Source organism: Exiguobacterium acetylicum DSM 20416, assembly GCF_000702605.1.
Lineage (GTDB): Bacteria > Bacillota > Bacilli > Exiguobacteriales > Exiguobacteriaceae > Exiguobacterium_A > Exiguobacterium_A acetylicum.
The window spans coordinates 2583706-2610352 of the sequence record NZ_JNIR01000001.1 but is presented as its reverse complement, the minus strand read 5'-3'; the positions used below and the strand labels follow the sequence as shown (position 1 = coordinate 2610352).

Here is a 26647-nt window from a genome sequence, read left to right as displayed (position 1 = left end):
CCGATCCCTGCCGTTTCTTTGAGAAACGGCAGGGATTTTTAGTGTGTCGATGGAAACAACAGGGTATAGAGAAGCACAAGAGAAAGGAGAGAAATCATGGAACACACTTTTTCAGCCTTCGTCGTACGAGAAGTGGACGGATCGTATAAGGGAACAATCGAGACGAAACGTGTCGACGATTTACCGGAGGGAGACGTCCTGATTCGTGTCACGCACTCATGTGTCAACTATAAGGATGCTTTATCGATGTCGGGTAATCGAGGGGTGACAAAATCCTATCCGCATACACCAGGCGTTGATGCAGCAGGATACATCGAGCAGACGACAGATGAACGTTTTCAAACGGGTCAAGCCGTCGTTGTCAATGGCTTTGATTTCGGGATGAACACTTCAGGCGGATTTCAAGAATACATACGTGTGCCGGCCGATTGGGTAACGCCACTCCCGGAAACAATCCGTCCGTTAGAAGCGATGCAATACGGAACGGCAGGATTGACGGCGGCGCAATCGGTTGATGAATTGTCACGAATCGTCTCGAAGGATGCAGGACCGATTCTTGTAACAGGTGCGACGGGCGGTGTTGGTACGATTACGATCGCCTTACTCATTCGCTTAGGCTATACGGTACACGCCGTGACCGGTAAACGCGCAGAACAAGAACGGCTGCTAAAAAAGGGTGTGGCTGAGGTGTTAGACCGCACTACGTTCTTAGACGAAACGGTCCGTCCATTAAAAAAAGGAACATATGCTGGTGTCATAGATACGGTAGGAGGACCATTGCTCGCGTCCGTCATTCGCTTCGTACAATATAGTGGTGTCGTCACGACGTGTGGGAACGTCGGTGGGGCAGAAATGACGTTGACAGTCTATCCGTTCATCCTACGTGGCGTCCGCTTGATTGGAATCGATGCGGTACAAACACCAATCGCCTATCGTGAAGAGCTATGGCAACGTTTAGCGAGTGACTGGCAGGTCGATCTTGCGTCAGAAGTCGATGTCAAAACACTAAACGATTTACCTGAAATCGCAGAAGCCTTGCTGACTTCACGTCATCGTGGTCGAACTGTCATCGAAATTTAAATCTTTCGAGTAAACATTGGTGGTATAGTGGGGAAAAACTGTGTCGACTTTTTCAGGAGGAACCATACATGAGTGAACACCAACAAGAACAAGAACGACAGTCTCGACAAGAAAGACGGAAACAAAAACGAAATCGTCGAGGGATTGCCTTTGGTGGTATTCTCGCGACATTATTCATCGTCGGTGGTTGGTTGTATATGTTGACGAATAACGATGCTTCTCAAGCAACATCAACACTCGAGAAGCCGAAAACGACGGATCAAGCAACGAAAAACGATGAGTCGAAAAAAGAAACAGCAACAACGGATGATAAAAAAGAAGCGAAAAAAGAAAAGAAGAAATCAAAGAAAAAAGCAGCAGAGTATGCGCAAGCGGCTTGGGTAACGCGTCCGTTTGCGAACGTCTACGGCGATGCGAGTCGTAGTAGTGTCATCTACAAAGCAGATTTAGGTGATGTCTATGAGGTACTGGATGCGAAGGACGGCATGGTCCATCTCAAACTCAATGACAGCATCGAAGGATACTTACCGGAAAGTGATGTTCGTTTGGAAGCACCAAAAGGGACGTCAGACGAAGCCGTTCTTGCGGCGCTCTCGCAAGCAGTCGCCAACCAACCGATCGACAAGCCGGAGCAATATCTCGGAAAACCGATCGCTGAATTCGAAGCGAAGTATGGTGCTGTCGGGAATACACAACAGGATGCTGTCAATACGTATTACTTCTCGAATGCTGGATATCTGCTCGTCGTTTCGGATGGAATCATTGAAGCGATCGACTGGACGAATGCTTCGACTGGTGGATTATCGACACTGGGTGAACCCGTCGTCGATACGAGCTACGGTACGTGGTACGAAGGAGAATCCTTACAACTAAAAGTGTTCCCGGATAACGGAAAGATGCGTTTACGTCTTGCGCGTGATCCTGGACAAGAATGAATGAACGGCGGATTCGCTTGAAGCGAATCCGTCCTTTTTTGCGCAAAAAACCTCCCGAGTCCGACACTCGGGAGGAAATATGAAAATCCTTTGGGAGGAGATTTTCTTAGTAGACGCCTACTGCATCAAATGATTTTGCTGCAGCTGTTGCTTCTGCACTTGTTGAACCATAAAGGTCTTTCGCCGATTGAACGACTGCTGCACGGAGTGAGCTGAAGTTCGAGTTCGGAGTCAAGTACACGTTGAGAGCACGGTAGTAGATCGCACCGAGTTTCGGTACGCCGATTCCTGTGACAGATACGTTGTAGAACGTTCCACCGTTACCGAGGAGGTAAGCCGCTTTGTTGATGATACCAGAGTTGATGTGGACACCACCGTTATCTTGTGTACCTGTGTAACGTTTAGAGTAGTGATCTGGATCGCCGTAAGCAGCTGGGTTAGACATCGAACGGAGGGCGTCACCGCTGACTCCAGGTGTGTAGATGTCTTCTCCTACGAGCCAGTCGAAGTTCGATCCAACTGTATATTCAGCTACTGTACCCATGATATCTGAAACGGCTTCGTTGATCGCACCAGATTCGTTTTGATACACGAGACCAGCTGTGTATTCTGTGACAGCGTGCGTCAATTCGTGAGCGACGACGTCAAGTGCGCCTGAGAGTGCGACGAATGTCGTGCCATCTCCGTCACCATAGACCATCTTCGTGCCATCCCAGAATGCGTTGTTGTAGTTCGTTGAATAGTGGACCGTTGAGTTCAAGCGTGCACCAGCGTTATCGTAACTGTTACGACCATATGTGTTTTTATAGAAGTCATATGTTTTTGCAGCGTTGACGTGTGCACTGACAGCAGCGCGGTCATATGTTGCGTTGAAGACGTTATCTGCATCTGCCCAGAGTGTTCCCGGAAGTGATGTCCGGTTTTTCGCGTCGTATGTGTAGACACCTTTTCCGCGCGTCGTATCTTGAAGATAGTATTTCCCAGCACTCAACGTCGTGTTGAATGTTGCGCTTGTGCCAAGTACTGTCGTACCTGTTGCGTGAGCGAGTTGGTCGAACTTGTTAAGTACTTTACCTGAGTTCGCATCGATGAAGTATGTCCAACGTGATGGCTCTTTGCCAGCGAGGACAGTCGATGTGACTTTGTATGCATAGACAGCATCATCTTTTACTGGATAGATGACGAGTTCTGCTTTTGGAGCGACTTCGAATTTAGAAGCCTTGATTGCTTTTTGATAAAGTTTGATCGCTTTCTTTTCAGAGAGCGTTGCTTTTTTCGCGAGACCTGGTTTTCCTTTGACGTTGATCGCATCGTTTACGACTGCTTTCAAAGTACCGTCTTTCGCGACGTTCCCGACGACGACACTACCAAAGACAGGGACGCCATCCACTTCTTGTTGGAGACGTACGATCTGTGAAGATCCGTCTTTTTCGACGTTCTGAACAGCAAAGTCACCTTTTTTGTTCACGAAATCTTTAACGATCGTTGCAGCTGGTTCTGACGAAGCTTTCGTGAGTTTACCAGCTTGAAGACCTTCTGCACCTACGACCGTAGGAACAACAAGTACACTTGCGACAAGCGATGTAGCGAGAAACTTTTTCAAAATAAATCGCCTCCTTGTTTGGGTTGAGTCTAACTATGCCAAAGAATTAGAGAAGCGAGAATAAGTCATTCGAATTAAATCGAATTTTCTGAATATAGTCCGTAGTACCTGTACTGAAATATTAAGTGTGAAAGATATTTCAACGCAAAAAAAGAACCATTCAAGAGAATGGTTCATCGAATCCTTTGGTAGAGATGATGGACATCGTCTCGTGTCTCATCAATCTTAAAGTCATGAGGATCAAGTTCAATCCCTTGTTTTGAGGCAAAGCGTTGAATCTTTTCGAATGACTTCCAAATTTCGATATCGGGTCCTTCATGTTTCCAAAAGACATAACGCGCAGCAGGGATCCGGTGACCTTTCATTCCTTTTGGAATACCGTCGAGTGATGCAACAGGATACCCGACACATTGCGAGTATTTGGTTCCGTTTCGTTCGAGTGAGATATCGAGCGGATAGCTATCTGGTTTCGCAGGAATCTCATGCGAACGTCTTGAAAATTCACGCCAGAGTTCCGGCATCAACGTATGCAGTTCGTTTTCTTCACATGTCAGTCCAAGACCGACAAAATAAAATTCATGACGTTCCACGATTTTAGGATGCATGAGAAACTCCTTTCCGTACTTATGACACGTCTTCGATCGGCGAACGTTTCAAGTCTAGAAAAAGACGCGTAAAGGTGGCGTCCCACTGTGTACCCATGCCCTCTTCCAAGATGGATAAAGCTTTTTCCACTGGCATTCCTTTTCGATAAGGACGATCGGATGTCATCGCATCATAGGCATCGGCAATCGCCATGATTCGACCAAAGAGTGGGATGTCCTCTCCTATAAGACCTTCCGGATACCCCTTTCCGTCGTAGCGTTCGTGATGGTACTTTACCCCAGGAAGAATCGGTTGTAACGTCTTTGGAAGCTGAACTTGCGATAGAATGTGCACGCCGATCACTGGATGTTGCTGAATGGCATGAAATTCTTCATCGGTGAGGCGTCCTTCTTTCAATAACACATCGTCTCGAATCCCAATTTTCCCGATGTCATGCAACAGCGCTGATTTACGTAATAGTTCGATTTGTTCGTTCGATAGATTGGCAGCGGTAGCGATTTCGACTGAATAGGCAGCGACACGAACGGAATGACCGGCTGTGTAAGGATCGCGGGCATCTAATGTCGCGGCAAACAAGGTGAACAAACTATCTAGTAACTGTTCGTTTTCCGCATCACGCTTTTTGATACCTTCCATCATCAAGTTAAAACCAGAAACGAGGTGGGAGAACTCGTCCGAATAGGGATTCGGTAACGAGACGAGTCGATTGCTTTCGACATCTTGAATCCCTTGTTGCAGGGTGACGATCGGTTTGCGAATATTTTCATACAGAAGAAGACTACAAAACGTCGCAACGGATAAGATGACGATTAAAATGAGTGTCGCCCAACTCCAGTAAGAGCGAAGACTTTCATTTTCCGTTAACTGGACAGCAGAGGCGAGAACGAACAGCATGACGGGAAAAACACCGATGATCAGTGTACTGATCAGCATTTTTTGCTTTAGCGTGACGACCGTCGTTTTTTCAGGAAAATCAAATTCGTGTTCGAACGCGTATTTTTCTAACGTAAGTAGCATGCGTTCGGTAACACGATAAGTAAGAAAAAACTCAATTAAAGCATGAAGGATGGCGACGAGGACCGCACCAAAACAAGCAAGACCAATTAAATAGTACGGCATCTGTAACCACCCTTGAGAGATCGCCAGGGCTGTCAGAAGTGAAGCAGGAACGGAAAGACCTAAAAAGTGTGGTCCCATGATGCGCTTTACAGTCAGTATCGGAAAACGATGTGTCGTTTGATAGGCCTCTTGAAACGAGACGAGAGAAGGAATATCGTTTTTGAAAAAGCGGCGTAAGGAAGCGACATGTCGGGAGTAGAGCATGTATTCCAGTGAAAACATCAGGCTGACGGACGCAGCCATGATACCGATTAAAATCAATTGTTCTATTCCGGTGAAGGTAAGCGTCTCGAAAATAAATAGGCAACCGACGCCGAAGACAGCGACGAATGAACCAATCAGATAGTTTCTAAGTAAATGACGTTCAAAATGTTGTAAAGGGCTCATTGGATCCTCCTTATGGTAATCAGAGTGCCTTCAGCGTAACGTTTTCTAAAATGAGAGAAGCGTATTTTTTTGAAAAAGAGGTGAAAGAATCCTTTGAAAATCATTTAAAATTACTACCTAAAAATAGGTATGGTTACAAAGCACTAATTGTCTTAAAAGCAATTGATTAACGAAATAAAATAATCTATGATTTGAATATTCAGAAAAGTATAGTAATCACATGCTTTTCACTACTACATAGGGGGTCAATTCACGTGGGAAAAAAGAAAAAGCTTAGCCTAGCCGTTCTATCTGGAATTACGGCAGCTGCTTTTGCTGTTGGTCCGGTCTTACCTGGTGGGCAGGTAACGTCCGTACAAGCAGCAGAAAAAGTAGCACCTGGTGCACCGATGGACTTGAACACGGTCGATCAGGATCGATTAGCAAAAGTGCTTGAAAAACGTGGGGTCATCTCAAAAGCAGCTTCAGCAGAAGCAAAACAAAAAGCCGTTCAAAAGTATCTAGATAAAAAGGCGAATGGAAAACCGGCCGTCGATCATGACCACGATCATGAATCAAATAAAGAAGCAGCGTTTGATAAGAAAACAAAAGACTTCTTAACAAAACAAAAGGAACAACTTGCTAAACAATTGAAGAAAAAACACGACAACTACAAAAAAGGCAATCCGAATGGCTTCGTCAAAGTTGATAAAGCAAAACAGGCAGCCTATAACGGTGCTACACGAACGGATAAAGTCCTCGTCCTCCTCGTCGAGTACAGCGACTTCAAGCACAATAATGTCGTTCAAGAGCCTGGATATATGTATTCGGATGACTTCAACCAAAAACATTATCAAGATTTAATGTTTGGTGATCAAGAGTTCGAACTCTTCAACGGAGACAAAGTAAAGACGTTCAAGCAATATTATGAAGAACAATCAGGTGGTAGTTATTCGGTAGATGGTACGGTGTCCAATTGGTTGACTGTTCCTGGAACAGCTAAAGATTATGGTGCTGACAGTCCTGTGAGTGGAAATGATAACCTTCCTGGCGCAAAAGGCCCACGCGGTCTCGTCAAGGATTCCTTGAATGCAGCTGTTAAAGCCGGCATTAACTTAGCCGATTACGATAAGTTCGACCAGTACGATATGGACGGCGATGGCGACTTGAATGAGCCAGATGGTCTCGTCGATCACTTGATGATCATTCATGCTGGTACAGGACAAGAAGCAGGCGGCGGTAAGCTCGGTGACGACGCGATCTGGTCACACCGCTGGACACTTGGTAGCGTGTATCCTGTAGCGGATACGACGGCAAGCGTCAATTACTGGGGCGGAAAAATGGCTGCTTATGATTACACAGTTCAACCAGAAGATGGCGCGGTCGGTGTCTTCGCGCACGAATTTGGTCATGATCTAGGACTTCCTGATGAGTACGATACACAGTATACAGGTCAAGGTGAACCGGTCGCTTCATGGTCGATCATGAGTGGTGGTAGCTGGAATGGTAACATCGCCGGAACAGAGCCGACAAGTTTCTCGCCACAAAACAAAGAGTTCTTCCAAAATGTGATGGGTGGAAACTGGGCGAACATCCAACAGATTGATTTTGATTCACTTACTAAGGCAGGAACGGCATCGTACCTCGACCAGAGTGTAACGAAATCAAAAAATCCAGGTATCATCAAAGTCAACTTACCAAAAAAACCGGTAAAAGGTATCACGCCGGCTTACGGTAAGAAGTATTACTACAGTACGAAAGGTGACGATCTTCATACGTCGATGACTTCACCAGAGTTCGATTTGACGAATGCAAAAGAAGCGAAGTTCGACTTCAAAGCCTTTTACGATGTTGAATTTGATTACGATTACTTGACAGTCACAGCTACTGCTGACGGTCAATCGAAAGTCATCGATAAAATTGGTGATCAAGATACAGATGGCGATCAGCGTGCCGAATCAACAAAAGGAGCATGGGTCGATAAATCATATGACCTGAGCGAATTTGCGGGTAAAAAAGTCACGTTGAAATTTGAATACGTGACAGATGGTGGACTTGCACTAGACGGATTTGCACTTGATAACGCGAAGTTGACAGTTGACGGTAAAGTCGTCTTTGAAGATGATGCAGAGGGTACTCCTAAGTTCACTCTAGATGGTTTCGTTGCTTCAGACGGTTTCTCTTATGCAGATAACGCGTACTACCTCGAATGGCGTAACTATGCAGGCTCGGATAAAGCACTCGAGCATGCACGAGGCGTTAAGTACAACACAGGTCTTGTCGTCTGGTATGGCGATTCAAGCTTCAACGATAACTGGGTTGGCGTACACCCAGGTGAGGGATTCCTCGGAGTCGTCGACTCACATCCTGAAGCAATCGTTGGAACACTCAACGGTAAGCCGGTCACGACAGGAAGCACACGTTACCAGATCGCAGATGCTGCTTTCAGTTATGATAAAGCACCTGCATGGCTCATCGATTCGCCATCACGTGGACTCTATGACTACAAAGGTCTCCCTGGTGTGACGAAGTTTGATGATTCGAAATCGTACATCAACCAGTTGATTCCGGACGCAGGGAAATTGCTTCCGAACAACGGGCTGAAGATTCAAGTCATCGGTGAAGCGAAAGATAACTCTGCTGGAGCAGTCTGGATCCACCGTTAAAAACAGAAGAACAGGTTCAGTTTCGGCTGAACCTGTTTTTTATTTTGATTATGTATAAGAAGTGGAATCAATTGGAAAAAACATTGGTCTGACAACTTGACTTTTAAAGCGCATCCATTCTATACTTACGTTAGCTTAATATTGTTATTGTCATTACGGATTCACATCGTGTCACGAACAATCTTTTCGTTGCTCCATGTATTTCGGGACAATAATGAATTCTTTTCATATGCCCAGCATATGTATTAAGTAATTTATTTTTGGAGGTTGTTCCCATGAACACAGGTAAAGTAAAATGGTTTAACGCAGAAAAAGGTTTCGGTTTCATCGAAGTTGAAGGCGGAGAAGACGTATTCGTACATTTCTCAGCAATCACTGGTGAAGGCTTCAAAACTCTTGACGAAGGTCAAGAAGTTGAGTTCGAAATCACTGAAGGCGCACGTGGAGCACAAGCTGCTAACGTCGTAAAACTTTAATTTCAACTATTCAATCGTCCCTTTTCGGAGGGACGGTTTTTTATTAGACTAATATCTTGAATTCAAGATAAATATGAGATATACTCCAATTACCAAATCATTGACAAGGAGTGAGGAAAATGGAATTACTCGGAATTCATCATGTATCGATCTTAACAGGCATGGCGGAACGCAATTATCAATTCTACACACAAATACTTGGCATGCGTCTGATCAAAAAGACTGTCAATCAAGATGACACGACATCGTATCATTTGTTTTATGGAGATGCGGAAGGGAATCCAGGAACAGACTTGACGTTTTTTGATATTCCGCATCTTGGAACGGGCGTACCGGGGGCATCGAGTATCTCTTCGACATCGCTTCGTGTCAAAACAACGGCTGCACTTCATTTTTGGAAACAACGTTTTGAAGCGAAAAATGTGGATCACGATGAAATCGTCGAACGAGCAGGGCGTCGAACACTCGCCTTTCGCGATCAGGAAGGAACACGTTTGATTCTTGTTGCGGAAGATGGTGAGGTAGGTGTCGCAGGTGGTGTACCGTGGCCGCAAAAAGAGATTCCATCGGATTATGCCATCGTTGGACTGGGAGCCGTCACATTGACGGTCAACGATCCGACGTTGACGATCCGTGTACTGACGGAAGTCATGGGATTCCGAAAAGTAGGTTCTTATCCATCTTTAGCAGGTGACTTTGCACCGATTGAAGTCTATGCAACCGGAGAAGGTGGTATCGGAGCAGAGATTCATATTGAGGCACGTCCAGATCTCGACCGAGAACGTCTAGGTCGTGGTGGTGTGCATCACGTCGCGTTCCGAGTGCCGAACAGTGATGAATATGAAAAGTGGGTCGAACGCTTGAATGCCTATCACTTACCGAACTCCGGTAAAGTCGATCGTCACTATTTCCAAGCTCTTTACTTCCGGGAACCGAACCATATTTTGTTTGAACTCTCGACTGATACACCGGGATTCGCGACGGATGAGTCGGTTGAAACGTTAGGGGAGACGCTTGCATTACCACCGTTTCTTGAACCAAAGCGAGCTGCTATCGAAGCACGGTTACGTCCACTCGAAATCTGACAATCCTGTGACACAGGTCACAGAAGGATCGTCCATCCCGTATACTAAGAACAGGAATTAAGAAAAAGGAGTGACGGGATGTTAAGAACTACGCTTGGGCAATTCCGAATGATTGCGATACTAGAAGGAATCTCGTTTTTAGTCTTACTGTTGATTGCGATGCCGTTGAAGTATATGGCGGATATTCCGCAAGCCGTTTCAGTCGTGGGTGCACTTCACGGTGTCTTGTTCGTCATGTATGCACTCTGGCTCGCAGTCGTGAAATTCAAATACGATTGGTCGATCGTCAAGGCAGGGATTGCGTTCATCGCATCATTCATCCCGTTTGGTACATTTGTGCTCGACTGGAAGCTAAAACAGGAAGCAACAAACGCGTAAATTGTGTATACTGAATAGAGCACGGCTGTGGATAACTGTTTTTGTCTATGCGAAGCAGGTTATCCACAGCTTTTTTCTGTGGATAATTTTTAGGAGGATATATCATGTCAACATTTGAAACATTACACATCAGTGACCTGTGGATAAAAAAATTACAAAAACAAGGCATCAAGGAGCCGACACCGATTCAAGAACAAGCGATTCCGTCATTACTCGAAGGACGCGACTTGATTGGACAGGCGCAAACGGGAACAGGGAAGACGTTGGCGTTTCTCTTACCCATCCTTGAGCAAATTGATGTCGAATCACAAACGGTTCAAGCATTGATCGTCGCACCGACACGTGAACTTGCGCGTCAAATTGCCGACGAGACGCATAAACTGATTCGGAATACAGAGCAGTATCGTGCGCTTGCTGTATACGGCGGACAAGACGTCTTTAAACAGATTCAACGTCTCGGTCGGATGCCACAAATTATCATCGGAACGCCAGGACGGATACTCGATCATGTCGGTCGTGGCACACTTGATTTAAGTGAATTACGGACGCTTGTTTTGGATGAAGCAGATCAAATGCTGCAAATCGGTTTCTTGCCAGAAATCGAAGACATCATCGAGGCGGCACCGGTTGATCGTCAATTCGTCATGTTATCTGCAACGATGCCACCGAAAGTAGAGGAACTGGCGAAAACGTATTTGCGTAACCCGGTCGAAGTGCAAGTAGAAGCGGAAAGCATCACCGTAGAAGCGATCGAGCAGTTCGTCGTTGAGACGACGGATCGCCGCAAACAAGCGACACTGCGGACGATGCTTGACGAGATGCGTCCGTACGCAGCCATCATTTTCTGCCGTACACAACGTCGCGTTAGTAAATTGAACGAAGAAATGCAGATGCAAGGGTATCCGACGGATGAATTGCACGGTGGACTAACGCAAGGGAAACGGGAAAAAGCGATGGCGAAGTTCTATCAAGGAAAAACACAATTCCTGATCGCAACAGATGTCGCTTCGCGTGGACTTGATGTGACAGGTGTGACACACGTCTTTAACTATGATTTACCAGATGATGCGGAAAGTTACGTTCACCGGATTGGTCGGACAGGACGTGCTGGGAACGACGGGATTGCCGTTTCGATCGTGACACCAAAAGATGGTCGGACGTTCCGTGATATGGAGCGGGAATTGAACATCTCGGTCACACCAATCGTCGTCGAATTGTCTGAAGAAGCGATTCGCGCACAGCACGACCAAAGCAAAGGAACTCGAAAAGTGACGGAAGGACGTGGAAACACACGTCGTTCGAACAACCGTCGCCCAGGACGTGCACATCGTAAGTAATATAGAAACAACATAAAAGAGCCGGTCTACTTCTCTCATCAAAAGAGAAAATAGATCGGCTCTTGTTTTATTTGGCATACACCATCTGACCACCGAGATGTCCGGTATAAGCAAGTAATCCGCTACCGACGATGGCAGCAACGAAACTGAGTAATAAAAACATTTTTTTGTTTGAGCGGTAACCCAATAACAGAAATAACAGCGAGACACTAAAGGCAATCAGACCGAACAACGCGTCACTGATGTGCAACTACGACAAGGCGCGGTCGCGACATCGAACCGTGTCTATCGATCGTGGAAGACGGACGGACAGACGCATCATCATTTGTTAGATGGACGAACAGGACGCCCGACGAAAAGCCCGATCCTTCAAGTGACTGCATCTGCACCACAACTCTATGAAGCGGAAGTCATGACGAAGCTTGCCTTTCAGATGACAGAGGCAGAACGTCAAGAAAAGCTGTTTCGTTGGTTTCCAAAAGGACGATTACTGATTTTGGATACTGCTGGGGAATGGCGAAGTGAACAGAAGGGAGTGAGTGAGATATGGACTGGATGAAATGGTTGTTCTCGACATGGACGATGATTCGATTGAGTGGATTAAGTGGACACTTCTTCATGACGATTTCTGTCTTAGCTGGATTGCTCGGTTCCTACCCGGCACTCAAAAAACAAAAAGCACGACTGCATCACGTGCATTTATATAGTGGCTGGGCAGGTTTACTCGCAATCGTCTTACATGCGACGCTCATCATCGTCGATTCATACGCACCACTGACGATTTTTGAGGTCCTGATTCCGGGGCAAGCTTCTTATGAACCACTCTGGAATGCGCTAGGAACGATCAGTCTCTACTTATTCGGGTTCGTTCTCGTGACTTCGGATTTCTTAAAGGAGACGCTAGGCAAGACGCTTTGGAAATTGACACACTGGCTCGTCTTACCTGCTTGGCTATTAATGACGGTACACGGTCTACTCATCGGTACGGATACGGGAACTCTGTTTACGACGATTTGGTACGCTGTCTCAACACTGACGATGTTTACGCTCGTCCTATACCGGATGCGGATCCGTCCTGTTCAACGGACTCGAACTTCAGCAAAAGAGCGCTCAGTCGTACGCTGAGCGCTCTTTTCATTGTCGTGCGAGCCAAGACGTCCATTCGTTAAAGGCAGCATCCCGATTCTCGATATAGTTGTGATCACTATCGACGATCGCTTCCTCAAACGGGCTGTCTGATAGTAGTAAGTCATGATGGAGTGCTTTGATCGACGTTTCGTCCCGTTCTGACGTCATAAGTAACATCGAGCGATCGGCTAGACGTTCTTTTAGCGTCAGTAAGTTCCAAGTCGTATGATGGTGCTTCAACTCGTCTAGTAACGCGTCAGCAACGGCACCATTTAGGAAAGCAGCTCCACGCTCGAGTACACCGTGTAGCGCAGCTTCGTATTCTGGATGTTCAAGGACGAGCTGACCGACGAGACCGAAATTAAACGGAGAGATCCCGACATAATGTGCAGCCTCTGGTGTCTCAGCAAAAGCATGCAGACCGGCGAAGCCGCCCATGCTATGACCAACGACGGTAATCTGATCTGCCTTGATGCCATGTTCGGTAGTGAAAGACTCTGAGCAGACGTACTGTAATGTGGCAGTTGCGTCTTCCAAAACATGCTGGAATCGGAATGTTCCGGGACTTCCAATCGTTCCACGATATGACGTGACGAGTACATGGTATCCTGCGCTTTGAAGTTGAACTGCCCAGTCCATATTCAACTGTTTCCCGGGAAATCCGTGGAAGAGGACAATCAGTGGAGCATCCTCTGTGTGTTCAGGTGAATAGAGACGGACAATCAACTGTTCTGAACCACCGCTTGGAACATGGAGATAGGATAGTGTTGCTTTTTTCGTGATCGTTTCCAAAAAAACACGCTCCTTCATAATCATTTTCTAAGTCTTAGTGTGCGTGAAGATGCACAATCATGCAATGATTAAGTGTGTGAACTAAAAAGATGGGATACCCTTTTGGGCATCCCATCTTTTGTAAAGCATCGCTTAGAATACTTTTGTCGTCCATGATTCACAGTTCCATAAGTCTGTCGCAACAGCTTCATAGAATTCTGGTTCGTGTGAGATCAACAAGACTGTTCCTTTGTACTCTTGTAACGCACGTTTTAATTCTTCTTTGGCTTCGACGTCCAAGTGGTTCGTCGGCTCATCGAGTACGAGGATGTTCGATTCCGTATTCATCAATTTACAAAGACGGACTTTCGCTTTTTCCCCACCGCTGAGCACTTCGATTTTCGATTCGATGTGTTTCGTCATCAAACCACACTTCGCGAGCATGGCGCGGACTTGTTGTTGTGTCAGAGACGGGAACGTATTCCAAATCTCTTCGATACACGTATTCGAGTTCTTCTCTTTAACTTCTTGTTCGAAGTACCCGATATGCAGGTTTTCTCCTCGCTCAACGACACCAGAGACAGCTGGAATTTCACCGAGCAAACTCTTGAGCAACGTCGATTTACCAATTCCGTTCGCACCGTGCAAGGCAATCTTCTGCCCACGTTCGATCGTCAGATCGAGAGGACGAGAAAGTGGCTCATCGTATCCGATGACGAGACCTTTTGCTTCGAACATCAATTTACTTGGTGTCCGTGCTTGGAGGAAATGGAACTCTGGTTTTGGACGTTCTTGCGCAAGTTCAATAACATCCATCTTATCGAGCTTCTTCTGACGTGACATCGCCATGTTCCGTGTCGAGACACGTGCTTTGTTCCGAGCAACAAAATCCTTCAACTCAGAGATTTCCTGCTGTTGACGCTTAAACGCAGACTCGAGTTGTTTTTTCTTCGCTTCATGGATCGTGACGAAGTTGTCATAGTCACCGACATAACGATTCAATTCTTGATTTTCCATATGATAAATCAAGTTGATGACACTGTTAAGGAATGGGATATCGTGCGAAATCAAGATGAACGCATTCTCATATTCATTCAAGTAGCGTTTCAACCATTCGATATGCTGGACATCGAGATAGTTGGTCGGCTCATCGAGTAAGAGAATGTCTGGTTTTTCAAGGAGAAGTTTAGCAAGCAGGATTTTCGTCCGCTGTCCACCACTGAGCTCCTGTACATCCCGATCGAGTCCGATCTCATCGAGACCAAGACCGCGCGCGATTTCTTCAACTTTTGCATCGATCGTATAGAAGTCGTTATTCGTCAAAATATCTTGTAAGACGCCGACTTCTTCGAGCATCTTTTCAAGTTCTTCTGGCTCGACTTCGCCCATTTTACCGTACAAATCATTGATTTCCTGTTCGATGTCGAACATGTACTGGAATGCGCCTTTAAGGGCATCGCGAATTGTTAATCCTTTTTCAAGGACAGCGTGCTGATCCAAATAACCGACGCGTACATGCTTTGCCCATTCGACTTTTCCATCATCCGGCTCAAGTTGAGACGTAATGATGTTCATGAACGTCGATTTTCCTTCACCGTTCGCACCGACGAGACCGATGTGCTCGCCTTTTAACAGGCGGAAGGAGACATTTTCGAAAATGGCGCGGTCACCGAATCCGTGACTTAAGTTAGATACCGTTAAAATACTCATAATTGCTCCTTATTTCATGAATTCCTGTGACTTAGACGCCTGTCCGTTTTTTCTGGTTGTTCGCTTTTTTCGTCTGTTGGCTCGTCAATTGTTTCGTTTGTGTCCCTTGTAAGCCGGTCGGACGTTTTGTTTGCGCTTGTTTTTTTGCCTTCAAGCGCTCGATCATTGCCTCTTGCAATGATAGTTTTTTTGGTTGTTCACTCATGTTCGTTCACCTCGATTGATTCGTTCTTACCTTCTAGTATGCCAAAAAAACGTCTCTTGGAAATGAAGAGACTTGATTTTACTTCTTAAAGTGTATCTGCGAGATAAACGACGTAACAATTGCGATCGATATCGATTTCACAGCTATCACGCTCGAAAATGCCGTGACCTTCGACTTCGATCTTGTCCTTGATCAAGAAACGCATCGCTTGAACATGGTTCGGAACCGTTGATGTTTTTAAAAGCGGTTGGGCACTATCTGATAGATACTTTCTGAATTCAATGTGGATTTGATGAGGTGGATACACGCGCTCTTCCGTTGCACGGGGCGATGCTTTGATATGGTCGACGATCAATTGATCGTATTCGCCTGCCATTTCATTGGAACGAAGCTCATATTGATGTCCTTCGATGATATGGAATTCACAGAGTTGATGGGCGATGATCTCTTCTGGCTCAATTGCATAGCGATCGTATTGATAAATCGGATGGAATTCATCATTTTCTTCAACATAATAGGCAAGTGACATGCGTAAATCCTCCTTTTTGTTCTATAGATACTATTACCACGTTCGGAGAAAAAAAGTTCCGGTAGAACAAAGAAACTTTTCTCTCTGAAAAAGCGTATACTATCCATAACGAGAGTAAATGGAAAGGGGACTGAGACGGTGAATTGGATGAAACAAGCGACATTAGCTGCAACACTGTTGATTGGAACGACACTGAGTGGTTGCGGATCGGATGATGCACGAGCGGAACGACCAGACGATCCGGATTGTGATGACTATGAATACGATAATGATGAAGGCGTTTGGTACTGTGATGATAGCTCGTCGACCCATTCAGGATTCTATTACTGGGGTGGTAGTTATTTCGCATCCCGTGCCTTGATGCATAGTGCGATGCGAACAAAAGGATATACGCCGAAATCAAAAGCAGTGAAAAGCTATAACACGAAGACAAAAGGATTCGGAACAGGCTCGTCTTCCGGCTTTTTCGGCGGATGAACAAGCGGCAAACGTTTTATGGAGACATTGATCGTTTTTGGGATGTGTTGGACGGGGAACCGTACGCTGTGACGGAAATCATGCCCATCTCGGACGAACGAATCGATCAACTGCATATCGCAGCGCAAGAAGTTTACCAGATATTTGAGAAAGTGCTTCCGATTCTTCGGTCGATGGATGATGAGGCGCTGCTCGAGCTTGGCTTTCCAGTTGAAAGTCTCGCTTTTTTACGACTCGAGACGATGCGACCGTTGACCGTCATCGGACGCTTTGATTTCATTGCGACGGCAAATCGTATTTCACTCATGGAATGGAACTCGGATACGCCGACTTTCATTAAGGAAGTATTTGAAGTCAATGATGTCGTAGCGGAAAAACAAGGTTTTGAACGGGTCAACGATGGGGAAAACAAATGGCTGAAGGCAACGGTCCGTCGTGCGATCGAAGCCGCGACACATCGGACGAAACAGCATCCGCACGTCGTCTTCACCTCACATGGTGACCATATCGAGGATCGGTTGACGGCTGAGTATTTGCAGTCGTTTTGGAGTGATGCGACCTACTGTCCACTTCATGCTTTAGAGATTCGTCCGGAAGAAGGTTTGTACGATGAGGCAGGTAAAAGAATCGATATTTTATATCGTCAAACCTTTCCGATCGAGATGGCCTTACTTGACCGGGATGAGGACGGAAGAAATTTAGGACAATTACTCCTGCAACTCGTTGAGACGGGGCGACTGGAAATCATCAACCCGCCGTCTGCCTTTTTAATGCAAGCCAAGTCGGTTCTTGCATTAATCTGGATGTTGCATGAAACCAATCATCCGTACTTGAGCGAAACGGACCACATGATGATTGCGCGTTATTTTTTACCGACATACTTATCCGCTGATCCATTCATTTCAAGTCAGCGATCATTCGTTAAAAAACCGATCTTCGGCCGTGAGGGAGATACTGTGACGGTCCATGATGAACGCGGAAATATCATGCTAAAAAACGAACAGCATACGTTTCGTGATCAACCGGCTGTTTATCAAGCATATCAAGAATTACCGACGTACTCACTTCGGGAAGAGGGAGAAGTCGCGTATATGTACGGTGTCTTTATTTTAGGAGGAAGACCAAGTGCGATCGGTGTACGTGCCGGAGAACGGATCACTGGAAACCGTTCCTATTTCGTACCAATTGGTCGACAGCATGAAGGAGGGAGAAACGTATGAGAGCAGCAATTTTAGGAGCATCTGGTCTAGTCGGACAAGAACTCGTCGATCGTTTGTTGGCAGAAGATGCATACAGCGAGGTACATGTTCTCGTTCGCCGCCCGATGCGCCGTTTTCATCCGAAATTGGAAGAATGGGTGATTGATTTTGATCGTGTGACAGAAATTGAATTACCTGTCGTTGACCATGTCTATTGTGCACTGGGCACGACGATCAAACAAGCAGGATCGCAAGAGGCATTTCGTCTGGTTGACTACACATATCCGATTGAACTTGGTCGTGAATTGTTAGACCTCGGGGCGACACGATTTGCCTTGATTTCGGCGCTCGGTGCCCATCCGAATGCCAAAACCTTCTACAATCGCGTAAAAGGGGACACGGAAAACGGATTACGTGTACTGGGGTATGACGCGTTATTGATTTTTAGACCATCATTGTTACTAGGGGATCGAGATGAATTCCGCTTCGGCGAACAAGCGGCTGCGAAAATTTCAACGGTCTTACGCCCCTTGTTGAAGCGGAGCGCCATTGCTCCGATCGAAGCTGGTCAAGTCGCTGCAGCGATGATCCGTGAAACGTTACATGCACCGCCTGGAATTACAATCATCGAATCGAAACAGATGCAATCCTGAGCAGTCGAGTAGTCGACTGCTCTTTTTGTTATTCTTGTAACGTAAATAATATTTGACTCATCAAATGATTTGCGGTTGAATGGTAAAGTGCTGTCTCATATATAAAAAAAGAAGTGAGACAATTCAGGCAAAACAGTGTATTCGTATCCTATCTGTTTCGTCACGCTTATCGTTTGAGGAAAGCGGGAAAAGATGATGGATTATGCACTTATTTAGGATTGATGAAAGGAGCCGATCATATGGCAGAGTTTGATCGCGATCAGGTCTATAAGACCGTTCCGCAAAAAGGATTCTTCGGGAATCCAAAAGGGTTGTTCACCCTCTTCTTCACTGAGTTTTGGGAGCGTTTCTCCTACTATGGCATGCGTGCCATCCTTATCTTCTACATGTACGATTCAGTTGCCAATGGTGGGCTAGGTATTGATAAGACGACAGCTGCGTCAATCATGGCCGTTTATGGTTCGCTCGTCTACATGTCAGGGATCATTGGGGGATGGGTAGCTGACCGTTTACTCGGTACGTCACGGACCGTCTTCTATGGTGGTATCTTGATCATGCTAGGGCATATCGTCCTTGCTTTACCAGCAGGCATTACAGCCCTCTTCATCTCGATGGGACTCATCGTCATCGGTACTGGTTTCTTGAAACCGAACGTATCGAATATCGTTGGTGATTTGTACAGCAAGACGGATAACCGTCGCGATGCTGGTTTTAGTATCTTCTACATGGGGATCAACGCTGGGGCATTCCTCTCACCACTCGTCGTCGGTGAAGTGGCTGACCGCGGTGGATATCACGCTGGTTTCGCACTCGCTGCCATCGGGATGTTCGCAGGACTTGTCGTCTTCGTCTTGACGAAAAAGAAAAACCTCGGTCAAGCGGGTACGTATGTCTTGAACCCATTAAAAGGGGACGAGAAAAAACGTTTCATCACGATCGCATCAATCGTTGTCGTCGTCGTTGCGGTACTCGGTGTCGTTGCATCGATGACAGGACTGTTGACGATTTCTCGTTTTACTTTAATGGTTACGATTCTCGGGATCTTGATTCCGATTGCTTACTTCACAGTCATGCTTCGTAGTCCAAAGATCACGGATGATGAGCGCTCACGTTTGATTGCGTATATTCCGCTCTTCATCGCAGCAGCGATTTTCTGGGCAATCCAAGAACAAGGTTCATACGTCCTCTCCATCTTCGCAAGTGAACGGACGAACCTTTCATTCTTAGGATTCGAGATTCAACCAGCGTTCTTCCAATCGTTGAATCCGCTCTTCATCATCGTATTAGCACCTGTGTTTGCGAGCTTCTGGGTCAAACTCGGTGACCGTCAACCAACGACGATGCAAAAGTTCTCGTTTGGTCTTCTGTTCGCCGGACTTTCATTCATCGTCATGACACTACCAGGGATCCTGTTCGGTGTTGAGACATCAGTTAGTCCACTCTGGCTTGCACTGAGCTTCTTCCTCGTCGTCATCGGTGAGCTCTTCTTGTCACCAGTCGGTCTATCGGCAACAACAAAACTGGCGCCGGCAGCCTTCTCAGCGCAAACGATGAGTTTGTGGTTCTTGACGAACGCAACAGGTCAAGCGGTCAACGCACAAATTGTTAAATACTACACGAATGACACGGAGATTTTGTACTTCGGTATCACGGGTATCGTTGCCGTCATCTTCGGATTACTCTTGTTCGCTTTCGCACCAAAACTTCAAAAATACATGCGCGGCATTCGCTGATGCATGAAAAAGACGCTTTCTCAATCGAGAAAGCGTCTTTTTATTAATCGTTCGTCCGAATATGGCGTAACCCTTCTGCAAGCAAGGCGACCAATGTTCCGAGGACGAGACCGTTCGACATCAGGGTCGTCACAAGTGGTGGTAAATCGGCCGTTGCTCCTTTCGGTAGTAACAACGCACCGATACCGACGAGGACCGGGAGACCAACCGTGATCATCGCCGTTTGACGATTCAAGTCACGGGCTGCTTCCGTGACGCCGATGATTGCCATGCCGGCAACGATTGGTGCGACCATCGCATAACCGACAGCGACGGGGATTTTAGCGATCAATCCGACGAATGGTGTCACGATACTAAGGAAGAGACACGTGATGTTCGCATAGACGAACGCTTTCCGGTCCGTGTTATCTGTTGAGGCAATGAACCCAGCCGTTCCGGAAATCGCGACAGGACCGACTGTACCGAACAGACCAGCGAAGAGTTGTCCGATACCAGCCGTGATACCAGCTGTTCCGACTTGTCCTTTGACGGTTTCTCCGCGCTTGGCACTGATGATCCGTTCGATGACTTTAATGTTTGCTAAGACGTTCGTCATTAACAACAATGAGATGATGAGAGCTGTCGGTAATAAGCTCCAGTCGACATGAATACCGCCAAACGGCAACAAGCTCGGTAAAGTGAACAGTGGACCATCAAAGCTTGGCATCTCGGCACGACCGATTAATGCAAACATGCTCCAACCGACGAGTAGCGTGATTAATAAAGCATACTGGCGTAAGCGATCACTGCGTTCTAAATAAAGCGAGATCAAGACCGTCAGAATCGAGATGACGGCAGGTAATACTTGAATTCGTCCATCCTCGATATTGAGCAATCCTTTCATGACGGATCCGGACAGTTGTGCCGACAGCAACAGCATATAGACACCGATGACTTGCGGTGTAAAAAGAGGGACTAAGCGCCGTAAGACACCCGTCATCGTCAAGACGATACAGATGATACCGCTGAGTAGGAGTAAGAATCCAAGCGACTGTAACGTGTTTGAGTAACTGCCGTACAATGTGACACCAATCGACGAATAGAGAGCAAATACACCCCACCAAATTCCAGCAGGACCTTCCATGATCGGTAGACGATGTCCGAGCAGGACTTGAAAGAGACTTAAGATGGCAAATACGAATAGACAACGAGATAAGAAGGAAAGCGTCTCGGCACCCGAGAGTTCAAACGATGCTGCGATGGCAAGGGGCGGGGCAATGTTGGTACAAATGATGAATAAAAACCATTGAATCGTAGACACAAGGGTACGCGGCAAAACGTGAATCTCCTTTCGAAAAAACAATATTGGTTTCATCTTAAACCAATTCATGAAAAAGAGATAGGCATGCTTACAATGACTGAAAATTCTAATATTTGTTTTCATATGTGATTTAACACATAATATTGGGTATAACGGTAACAGGAGGGAATGACATGAAAAAGTGGATTATACGAATCATCGGAACGATTGCTGCGATCTTGGCACTGCTTGTATGTGCCTTCATGATCTGGGCACAGTTCGATTATGATGCTTCCTCGCAAGCGATATCTTACGTGGAAACAGAGACACCCCGTGAAGTGACGTTCGGGAAAGAGGCGAGTGACGTCGGATTCATTTTTTATCAAGGAGCAAAAGTTGATGCAGCGGCTTACAGTTATTACGGCAAACAACTAGCGAAAGAAGGGCACTTTGTCGTCATCCCGAAGCTACCGTTTCGAATTGCGTTGCTTGACTCAAACGAAGGACTCGCTATCATCGAGGAATATCCGCAGGTCAAAAAGTGGTATCTGATCGGGCATTCGCTCGGCGGAAGCGCGGCTTCGACGATCGTCGAACAACATCCGAAAATTAAGGGGATCGTTTTTCTCGCGTCCTATCCGATTGATTCGATTGATATACCCTCATTGACGATTTATGGTGGACGAGATGGTGTCTTACCCGTCGCTGATATCGAAAAAAGTAAACAGGACGTTCGAAAAGATGCGGTATTCCATGAAATCAAGCAAGGGAACCATGCAAACTTTGGTATGTACGGTCGACAAAAGGGAGACAATAGTAGCCCATTAACGCCAAAAGAACAACAGGACGAGTCATTAGATGAAATCAAACGATTTATCGATACACCTTAATCGATGCTCTTAGTGAATAAACGATTCATCAATCAAACGAAAAGGATGGAGAGATTTCGGCACTGAGTCCGGAATCTCTCCATCCTTATTTCTAATGAGTCATCGATTTAACTCAAGCGATGAGCGACTTCGTCAAGCGTTGGCAAAGCAGCCATCGCTCCTTTGACAGAAGCAGCAAGTCCGCCTGAAATTGCTGCGAATCGACCGATGTCGCGAAGTTCATCTTCAGACCAATCAAATGAAAAATCGCGTAACGCACACTGGTAGAGTAAACCGGACATGAAGGTATCTCCAGCACCTGTCGTATCGATTGCGTCGACCGTAATCGCATCGATGACAGCCATCGCACGATCCGTATAGAGAATCGATCCTTCACTTCCTCGCGTGATGGCAAGAAGACGAATCGGATATTCAGCTAACAATTCAGCAGCCCCGTCATCAAGATTCGTTTGTCCAGTTAGAAACGTCAATTCTTCCTCAGCAAGTTTGACAATTTGTGCATCCGGTAGGACAGACCGAATCGTCGTCCGCGCTTCGTCAAGATTCGGCCATAACGACTCTCGTAAGTTCGGATCGTAAGAGACGGGTACTTCGTGTGCTTTTGCACGTGCGATGGCTTTTCGTGTCGCGTTGACGGATTCTCCAGTAATCAAAGAGATCGAACCGATGTGTAATAAATCGACGGACGTGAAATCCTCTGGGACATGCGTTTCGTGGAATTGCATATCAGCGCGCTCCGCGTTGATGAACTCGAACGATCGCTCTCCATCCTGACCGTTCGTAACGAGCACAAGTCCTGTTTTTTGCGTCGAATCGTGGACGAGATGATCGGTACGAACACCATAATGATGTAACGTATCTTTCAAGAAGTGCCCCATCGAATCATCACCGACAGCTCCAAGAAAATAACTATCAGCACCTAATCGAGCGAGTCCGACAGAGACATTGGCAGGAGCACCTCCAGGATTTTTTTGAAACGTCATGTTATCAGCATCGAGAGGAATCAAATCAATCAATGCTTCCCCTAAACTAAAGATTTTCATACGTAGAACTCCTTTCAAGATCCGGACGAATCCGTTCGATGTGTAAAGCCATATAGCCGATTTCTGATTCAGGTACACGTGTATCGAGTTCGACAGTCAACCAATTGCCCATTTGACTCGCACAGGCATAAGCCTCGGCATAACGTGTTTTGACGGCAGATAAAATCACATCATCCATGTCGTGTAAGGTTTCTCCTTGTTCAATCCGGGCGAGGACCAGTTTCATATGCGTAAAGAAACGATAATACGTCATCGATGAGGTCTCGATCGTTTGTCCAAAAAAGACTTCGATCTGTTCACGTAGTTCATTGAGTAACGTGACCGTTTGTAATGCAGTAGCCATGTTCGGATGCGTTTGACGTGCATTATATAAGTGGAGCGCGATGTTCGCCGCTTCTTCTTTCGGTAGTGTGACCTGTAAAGCACGCTCGATTTCAAGAACTGCCCATTCTCCGATTGCATACTCCGGTCCATACAAAAGGCGAATCTCTTCTGCCAATCGATTATGCACGACGAGTTGTTCACGTGCTAATCGTACGCCGTGAGCAAGGTGGTCCGTCAGACTGACATGAATATAGTCATGAAACGGTGTCTGAAGCTCACCTTCTGCATGCGAGATGATCCGTTCCGATAAATCAATGATCTCGAGTGGTGTCGTTGTCAGAATCTCTTTAAACTGTTCTGCATTTTCAAATGAAGGGATGAACATTTTTTCGATTTTCGTCGCTTGAATCGGATCTTTTTTCTTTTTTCCAAAAGCAATGCCTGGTCCCATGACGATGCGTTCCTGTCCATTTTCTTTGACGACAACAGCGTTGTTATTGAGGATTTTATGAATAATCAGCCTGACGTCCTCCTTTCCGGTCTTTTCTTCTATTATAAAGCGAACTCCGGCGCTTTGCGAACCGACAAATGCGACCACCGAGCCCGAGGACTCGGTTTGGTCGCATGAAGGATTAAGCAGCAACGTCCGTTTCTTTTTGTTTTCGTGCATCGAGACGCATCAAGACGACAGTCGAGATGAAAGCAGTGACGACTGCAATGGCGAACCCAACGAGATAGTTAATCAAGTTTGATGCACCGAGTGGCGCGACGATCGCAATCATTGGAATTCCAGTTAATCCATAAGCGTTCGCAGCGACTTGTGTCAAGACGACATAACCGCCACCGATCGCACCACCAATGGCACCACCGATGAATGGTTTTCCAAGACGTAAGTTGACGCCATAAATGACGGGTTCCGTGATTCCGAGAAAGGCCGAGAACGCAGACGGTAGGGCGAGTGCTTTGAGTTTGACGTTCTTCGTTAAGAAGTAAACGGCAAGTCCGGCACCACCTTGAGCGACATTCGCCATTGACCAAATCGGTAAGAGGAAGTTCTTTCCGATACTCTTGTCGGCAAGTAATCCTGCCTCAATGGCATGGAAACTGTGGTGCATCCCCGTGATGACGATTGTCGAATAAAGTCCACCGAAGAGAAGACCGGCGACGACTGAGAACTGCTCATAGAAGAAGACGAGTACGAATGAAATGCCTTTTCCGAGTAACGTTCCAATCGGACCAATAACGATCAATGCCAAGAATCCAGTGACGAGGACAGTGACGAATGGTGTGACAAGTAGATCGAGTGTTTCTGGCGTCCGCTTACGAACTTGTTGTTCAATCTTTGCCATGACCCAAACCGTTAAGAGAACCGGGAAGACCGTTCCTTGATAACCGATCAACTCGATGTTCATTCCGAGGAACTTCATGACTTCCGGATCACTATTACCGAGCGTCCAAGGGTTTAAGAGGGACGGGTGTGTCATGATTCCCCCGATGACGGCACCGAGGTACGGGTTCGCACCGAATTCACGAGCTGCCGAGAAACCGATCAGAATCGGTAAGATGATGAAGGCAGAAGACGAGAACATATCCAGTAGTTGGACGATCGGTGAATCACCGTCAACCCAACCGAAGGCCTTGATCATACCGAGTAATCCCATCAAAAGACCGGCTGCGACGATTGCCGGAATGAGTGGAACGAAGACGTTCGAGAGCGAGCGGGCAAGACGGGCGAACGGATTTAATTTTTGCGATGCAGCCTTTTTAACGTCGAGTGGTTCTTCTCCATCGACCTTTACACCGGCAAGTGGTGCAAACGCAGCAAATACCTTGTTGACGGTACCGGTTCCAAAGATGATCTGGTATTGACCAGAACTTGAGAAGGCGCCGCTGACACCATCTAAGTCTTCAAGTGCTGCTTGATCGACCTTTGATTCATCATGCAAGACAAGACGTAAACGCGTCGCACAATGAGCAGCAGTGATGATGTTCTCGCGTCCACCGACGAGTTCGAGCACACGTTTAGCAGTTTGTTGATAATCCATCGGAAAAATCCTCCTTTTTCATGAAACGTGCTGAATGAGACAAAAAAAGGCAAGACCGAACGACACCTCTCCTAAGGAGGCATCATTTCGGTCTTGCCAGCCGTACTGTCACAATCCGCACTATTGATTTGATTTCATCATAAAGGAGAAAAGAAAGCGTTGTCAACAATCAATTTTCATTTTTTTGAATTTGAATATCGACCTCAACCCCGTAGTGATCGGAAACGACCGGTCCGTGAACCCCATCAAACACGACACCGACGCGTTCGACGTCAATTTTCCGATTCGATAAGACGAGATCGATCCGCAATCCTTGTTGATTGTCTTCCCATCCATCGATGTTGCCATTGATCGTCTCAATTCCAACCGTTTCCTTAGCTAGCAGGAAGACGTCGTGCAATCCCCGTTGCATCATATAGTCATAACCTGTATTTCGTTCTAAGGCATCGTTGTTGAAATCACCGAGGAAGAATGTCCATTCGAGTGGATCCATCCGAGCCATCAAATGATTGAATTGTTCCTGGAACGGTTCGACTTCATCTGCCCACCAGCCAAGATGGCATGTATTGAACGTAATCGGTATTCCGTCGACTTGGATCGTCGCACGAACGATTTTTCGCGATTTCCAATCGAATGTATCTTGACTGCGGCTGACATAATAACTGTCCGATTTTAAGATTGGATGTTTCGTCAAAAGAGCGAGTCCTTCTTCGTACTTATCATAGCCGATATGAGCAAAATCCCAGACGAGGGAGTAGGTTTGACCTTGGTCTTTTAACGCTTGCTGGATCAAATAGGCAAAGTTATCGTTGCGCACATCGTCATAGACGATGGGTGTATCCATCAATTGACTCACTTCTTGTAGTGCGATGACATCATAATCTTGAGCGAGAATTTGTTGGACGATCTGGTTTAATTTTTCAAGTGGTTGTTCTTCTTGCCACGAATGACAGTTTAATGTGAGTAGACGCATGAGTGGTCCTCCTGATTTTTCAAATAAGAAAGGTGAA

27 protein-coding genes are annotated in these 26647 nt (G+C 46.3%); 14 read left to right on the top strand and 13 right to left on the bottom strand.

Annotation, left to right across the window (positions count from 1 at the left end; all coding sequences use genetic code 11):
• The first annotated feature begins 96 nt into the window (after window positions 1–96).
• Window positions 97–1080: a YhdH/YhfP family quinone oxidoreductase gene (locus tag P401_RS0113810; protein ID WP_029342944.1), complete on the top strand. Its 984-nt coding sequence runs from the start codon at window positions 97–99 to the stop codon at window positions 1078–1080.
• A gap of 68 nt (window positions 1081–1148) precedes the next feature.
• The gene (locus P401_RS0113805) at window positions 1149–2015 is read left to right on the top strand and encodes a hypothetical protein (RefSeq protein ID WP_029342943.1); all 867 of its coding nucleotides are present in this window, start codon (window positions 1149–1151) and stop codon (window positions 2013–2015) included.
• Between the two features lie 106 nt (window positions 2016–2121).
• Here P401_RS0113805 and P401_RS0113800 read toward each other — a convergent pair whose 3' ends face one another.
• From P401_RS0113800 to P401_RS0113790, 3 genes are all read right to left on the bottom strand, one after another.
• Window positions 2122–3618 carry a M4 family metallopeptidase gene (locus P401_RS0113800; RefSeq protein WP_029342942.1) on the bottom strand — a complete coding sequence of 499 codons (1497 nt, stop codon included), beginning with the start codon at window positions 3616–3618 and terminating at the stop codon, window positions 2122–2124.
• A gap of 173 nt (window positions 3619–3791) precedes the next feature.
• On the bottom strand, window positions 3792–4223 hold the full coding sequence (locus P401_RS0113795; protein WP_029342941.1) for a GyrI-like domain-containing protein: 432 nt from the start codon (window positions 4221–4223) through the stop codon (window positions 3792–3794).
• A gap of 19 nt (window positions 4224–4242) precedes the next feature.
• Entirely contained in the window at window positions 4243–5730 is a 1488-nt protein-coding gene (locus tag P401_RS0113790; RefSeq protein ID WP_029342940.1) for an HD domain-containing phosphohydrolase, read from the bottom strand.
• A gap of 254 nt (window positions 5731–5984) precedes the next feature.
• Between P401_RS0113790 and P401_RS0113785 the strand changes: the two genes are divergently transcribed.
• The 5 genes from P401_RS0113785 to P401_RS0113765 all read left to right on the top strand — a co-directional run bounded on the left by P401_RS0113785 (window position 5985) and on the right by P401_RS0113765 (window position 11651).
• Window positions 5985–8375 (top strand): immune inhibitor A domain-containing protein, encoded by a 2391-nt coding sequence (locus P401_RS0113785; RefSeq protein WP_029342939.1) that lies wholly within the window; start codon window positions 5985–5987, stop codon window positions 8373–8375.
• A 275-nt stretch (window positions 8376–8650) separates the two neighbouring features.
• On the top strand, window positions 8651–8851 hold the full coding sequence (locus P401_RS0113780) for a cold-shock protein (protein ID WP_023469752.1): 201 nt from the start codon (window positions 8651–8653) through the stop codon (window positions 8849–8851).
• Between the two features lie 119 nt (window positions 8852–8970).
• Window positions 8971–9936: a ring-cleaving dioxygenase gene (locus P401_RS0113775; protein ID WP_029342938.1), complete on the top strand. Its 966-nt coding sequence runs from the start codon at window positions 8971–8973 to the stop codon at window positions 9934–9936.
• A 78-nt stretch (window positions 9937–10014) separates the two neighbouring features.
• A complete protein-coding gene (locus P401_RS0113770; protein ID WP_023469750.1) occupies window positions 10015–10314 on the top strand; it encodes a DUF3817 domain-containing protein in 300 nt (99 codons plus the stop codon).
• 104 nt (window positions 10315–10418) lie between these two features.
• Window positions 10419–11651, top strand: a complete 1233-nt coding sequence (locus P401_RS0113765) for a DEAD/DEAH box helicase (protein WP_029342937.1) — start codon at window positions 10419–10421, stop codon at window positions 11649–11651.
• Window positions 11652–11718: 67 nt separating this feature from the next.
• On the opposite strand, the gene P401_RS17825 is transcribed toward P401_RS0113765, so the two are convergent.
• On the bottom strand, window positions 11719–11901 hold the full coding sequence (locus tag P401_RS17825; protein ID WP_051656317.1) for a hypothetical protein: 183 nt from the start codon (window positions 11899–11901) through the stop codon (window positions 11719–11721).
• Between P401_RS17825 and P401_RS0113755 the strand changes: the two genes are divergently transcribed.
• Both P401_RS0113755 and P401_RS0113750 read left to right on the top strand, forming a co-directional pair.
• Window positions 11896–12210, top strand: a complete 315-nt coding sequence (locus P401_RS0113755; protein ID WP_051656316.1) for an FAD:protein FMN transferase — start codon at window positions 11896–11898, stop codon at window positions 12208–12210. The genes P401_RS17825 and P401_RS0113755 overlap by 6 nt on opposite strands.
• Entirely contained in the window at window positions 12198–12776 is a 579-nt protein-coding gene (locus P401_RS0113750; protein ID WP_029342935.1) for a hypothetical protein, read from the top strand. The genes P401_RS0113755 and P401_RS0113750 overlap by 13 nt, the downstream gene beginning before the upstream one ends.
• Window positions 12777–12785: 9 nt before the next feature.
• Here the strand turns inward: P401_RS0113750 and P401_RS0113745 are convergent, their stop codons facing one another.
• The 4 genes from P401_RS0113745 to P401_RS0113730 form a co-directional block, all read right to left on the bottom strand.
• Window positions 12786–13571: an alpha/beta hydrolase family protein gene (locus P401_RS0113745; RefSeq protein ID WP_029342934.1), complete on the bottom strand. Its 786-nt coding sequence runs from the start codon at window positions 13569–13571 to the stop codon at window positions 12786–12788.
• 132 nt (window positions 13572–13703) lie between these two features.
• Window positions 13704–15260, bottom strand: a complete 1557-nt coding sequence (locus P401_RS0113740) for an ABC-F family ATP-binding cassette domain-containing protein (protein ID WP_029342933.1) — start codon at window positions 15258–15260, stop codon at window positions 13704–13706.
• A 31-nt stretch (window positions 15261–15291) separates the two neighbouring features.
• Window positions 15292–15465, bottom strand: a complete 174-nt coding sequence (locus P401_RS18710) for a hypothetical protein (RefSeq protein ID WP_023469740.1) — start codon at window positions 15463–15465, stop codon at window positions 15292–15294.
• Between the two features lie 85 nt (window positions 15466–15550).
• Entirely contained in the window at window positions 15551–15994 is a 444-nt protein-coding gene (locus P401_RS0113730; RefSeq protein WP_029342932.1) for a hypothetical protein, read from the bottom strand.
• 147 nt (window positions 15995–16141) lie between these two features.
• On the opposite strand from P401_RS0113730, the gene P401_RS0113725 reads away from it, so the two are divergent.
• The 4 genes from P401_RS0113725 to P401_RS0113710 all read left to right on the top strand — a co-directional run bounded on the left by P401_RS0113725 (window position 16142) and on the right by P401_RS0113710 (window position 20056).
• On the top strand, window positions 16142–16471 hold the full coding sequence (locus P401_RS0113725) for a hypothetical protein (RefSeq protein WP_029342931.1): 330 nt from the start codon (window positions 16142–16144) through the stop codon (window positions 16469–16471).
• On the top strand, window positions 16468–17691 hold the full coding sequence (locus P401_RS0113720) for a glutathionylspermidine synthase family protein (RefSeq protein WP_029342930.1): 1224 nt from the start codon (window positions 16468–16470) through the stop codon (window positions 17689–17691). Before P401_RS0113725 ends, P401_RS0113720 begins: the two co-directional genes overlap by 4 nt.
• Window positions 17688–18323, top strand: a complete 636-nt coding sequence (locus P401_RS0113715; RefSeq protein ID WP_029342929.1) for a Rossmann-fold NAD(P)-binding domain-containing protein — start codon at window positions 17688–17690, stop codon at window positions 18321–18323. The genes P401_RS0113720 and P401_RS0113715 overlap by 4 nt, the downstream gene beginning before the upstream one ends.
• Window positions 18324–18562: 239 nt before the next feature.
• Window positions 18563–20056 (top strand): peptide MFS transporter, encoded by a 1494-nt coding sequence (locus P401_RS0113710; RefSeq protein WP_023469735.1) that lies wholly within the window; start codon window positions 18563–18565, stop codon window positions 20054–20056.
• A gap of 43 nt (window positions 20057–20099) precedes the next feature.
• Here the strand turns inward: P401_RS0113710 and P401_RS0113705 are convergent, their stop codons facing one another.
• Window positions 20100–21356 carry a purine/pyrimidine permease gene (locus P401_RS0113705; RefSeq protein WP_231681714.1) on the bottom strand — a complete coding sequence of 419 codons (1257 nt, stop codon included), beginning with the start codon at window positions 21354–21356 and terminating at the stop codon, window positions 20100–20102.
• Window positions 21357–21529: 173 nt separating this feature from the next.
• Here P401_RS0113705 and P401_RS0113700 point away from each other — a divergent pair, with 173 nt between their 5' ends.
• Window positions 21530–22225 carry an alpha/beta hydrolase gene (locus P401_RS0113700; RefSeq protein WP_029342928.1) on the top strand — a complete coding sequence of 232 codons (696 nt, stop codon included), beginning with the start codon at window positions 21530–21532 and terminating at the stop codon, window positions 22223–22225.
• A gap of 107 nt (window positions 22226–22332) precedes the next feature.
• Here the strand turns inward: P401_RS0113700 and P401_RS0113695 are convergent, their stop codons facing one another.
• From P401_RS0113695 to P401_RS0113680, 4 genes are all read right to left on the bottom strand, one after another.
• A complete protein-coding gene (locus tag P401_RS0113695; protein ID WP_029342927.1) occupies window positions 22333–23268 on the bottom strand; it encodes a carbohydrate kinase family protein in 936 nt (311 codons plus the stop codon).
• Complete coding sequence (locus tag P401_RS0113690; protein WP_236627121.1) at window positions 23255–24190, bottom strand: PRD domain-containing protein; 936 nt, start codon at window positions 24188–24190, stop codon at window positions 23255–23257. The genes P401_RS0113695 and P401_RS0113690 overlap by 14 nt, the downstream gene beginning before the upstream one ends.
• A 34-nt stretch (window positions 24191–24224) precedes the next feature.
• Complete coding sequence (locus P401_RS0113685) at window positions 24225–25637, bottom strand: sucrose-specific PTS transporter subunit IIBC (protein ID WP_023469730.1); 1413 nt, start codon at window positions 25635–25637, stop codon at window positions 24225–24227.
• A gap of 169 nt (window positions 25638–25806) precedes the next feature.
• Window positions 25807–26610, bottom strand: a complete 804-nt coding sequence (locus P401_RS0113680; RefSeq protein WP_029342925.1) for an endonuclease/exonuclease/phosphatase family protein — start codon at window positions 26608–26610, stop codon at window positions 25807–25809.
• Between the last annotated feature and the right edge of the window lie 37 nt (window positions 26611–26647).

Coding starts and splice junctions, on each gene's coding strand:
- P401_RS0113810 (WP_029342944.1), top strand. CDS start 97: ATGGAACACACTTTTTCAGCCTTCGTCGTACGAGAAGTGGACGGATCG.
- P401_RS0113805 (WP_029342943.1), top strand. CDS start 1,149: ATGAGTGAACACCAACAAGAACAAGAACGACAGTCTCGACAAGAAAGA.
- P401_RS0113795 (WP_029342941.1), bottom strand. CDS start 4,223: ATGCATCCTAAAATCGTGGAACGTCATGAATTTTATTTTGTCGGTCTT.
- P401_RS0113790 (WP_029342940.1), bottom strand. CDS start 5,730: ATGAGCCCTTTACAACATTTTGAACGTCATTTACTTAGAAACTATCTG.
- P401_RS0113780 (WP_023469752.1), top strand. CDS start 8,651: ATGAACACAGGTAAAGTAAAATGGTTTAACGCAGAAAAAGGTTTCGGT.
- P401_RS0113775 (WP_029342938.1), top strand. CDS start 8,971: ATGGAATTACTCGGAATTCATCATGTATCGATCTTAACAGGCATGGCG.
- P401_RS0113770 (WP_023469750.1), top strand. CDS start 10,015: ATGTTAAGAACTACGCTTGGGCAATTCCGAATGATTGCGATACTAGAA.
- P401_RS0113765 (WP_029342937.1), top strand. CDS start 10,419: ATGTCAACATTTGAAACATTACACATCAGTGACCTGTGGATAAAAAAA.
- P401_RS0113750 (WP_029342935.1), top strand. CDS start 12,198: ATGGACTGGATGAAATGGTTGTTCTCGACATGGACGATGATTCGATTG.
- P401_RS0113740 (WP_029342933.1), bottom strand. CDS start 15,260: ATGAGTATTTTAACGGTATCTAACTTAAGTCACGGATTCGGTGACCGC.
- P401_RS18710 (WP_023469740.1), bottom strand. CDS start 15,465: ATGAGTGAACAACCAAAAAAACTATCATTGCAAGAGGCAATGATCGAG.
- P401_RS0113730 (WP_029342932.1), bottom strand. CDS start 15,994: ATGTCACTTGCCTATTATGTTGAAGAAAATGATGAATTCCATCCGATT.
- P401_RS0113725 (WP_029342931.1), top strand. CDS start 16,142: ATGAAACAAGCGACATTAGCTGCAACACTGTTGATTGGAACGACACTG.
- P401_RS0113720 (WP_029342930.1), top strand. CDS start 16,468: ATGAACAAGCGGCAAACGTTTTATGGAGACATTGATCGTTTTTGGGAT.
- P401_RS0113715 (WP_029342929.1), top strand. CDS start 17,688: ATGAGAGCAGCAATTTTAGGAGCATCTGGTCTAGTCGGACAAGAACTC.
- P401_RS0113710 (WP_023469735.1), top strand. CDS start 18,563: ATGGCAGAGTTTGATCGCGATCAGGTCTATAAGACCGTTCCGCAAAAA.
- P401_RS0113700 (WP_029342928.1), top strand. CDS start 21,530: ATGAAAAAGTGGATTATACGAATCATCGGAACGATTGCTGCGATCTTG.
- P401_RS0113695 (WP_029342927.1), bottom strand. CDS start 23,268: ATGAAAATCTTTAGTTTAGGGGAAGCATTGATTGATTTGATTCCTCTC.
- P401_RS0113685 (WP_023469730.1), bottom strand. CDS start 25,637: ATGGATTATCAACAAACTGCTAAACGTGTGCTCGAACTCGTCGGTGGA.
- P401_RS0113680 (WP_029342925.1), bottom strand. CDS start 26,610: ATGCGTCTACTCACATTAAACTGTCATTCGTGGCAAGAAGAACAACCA.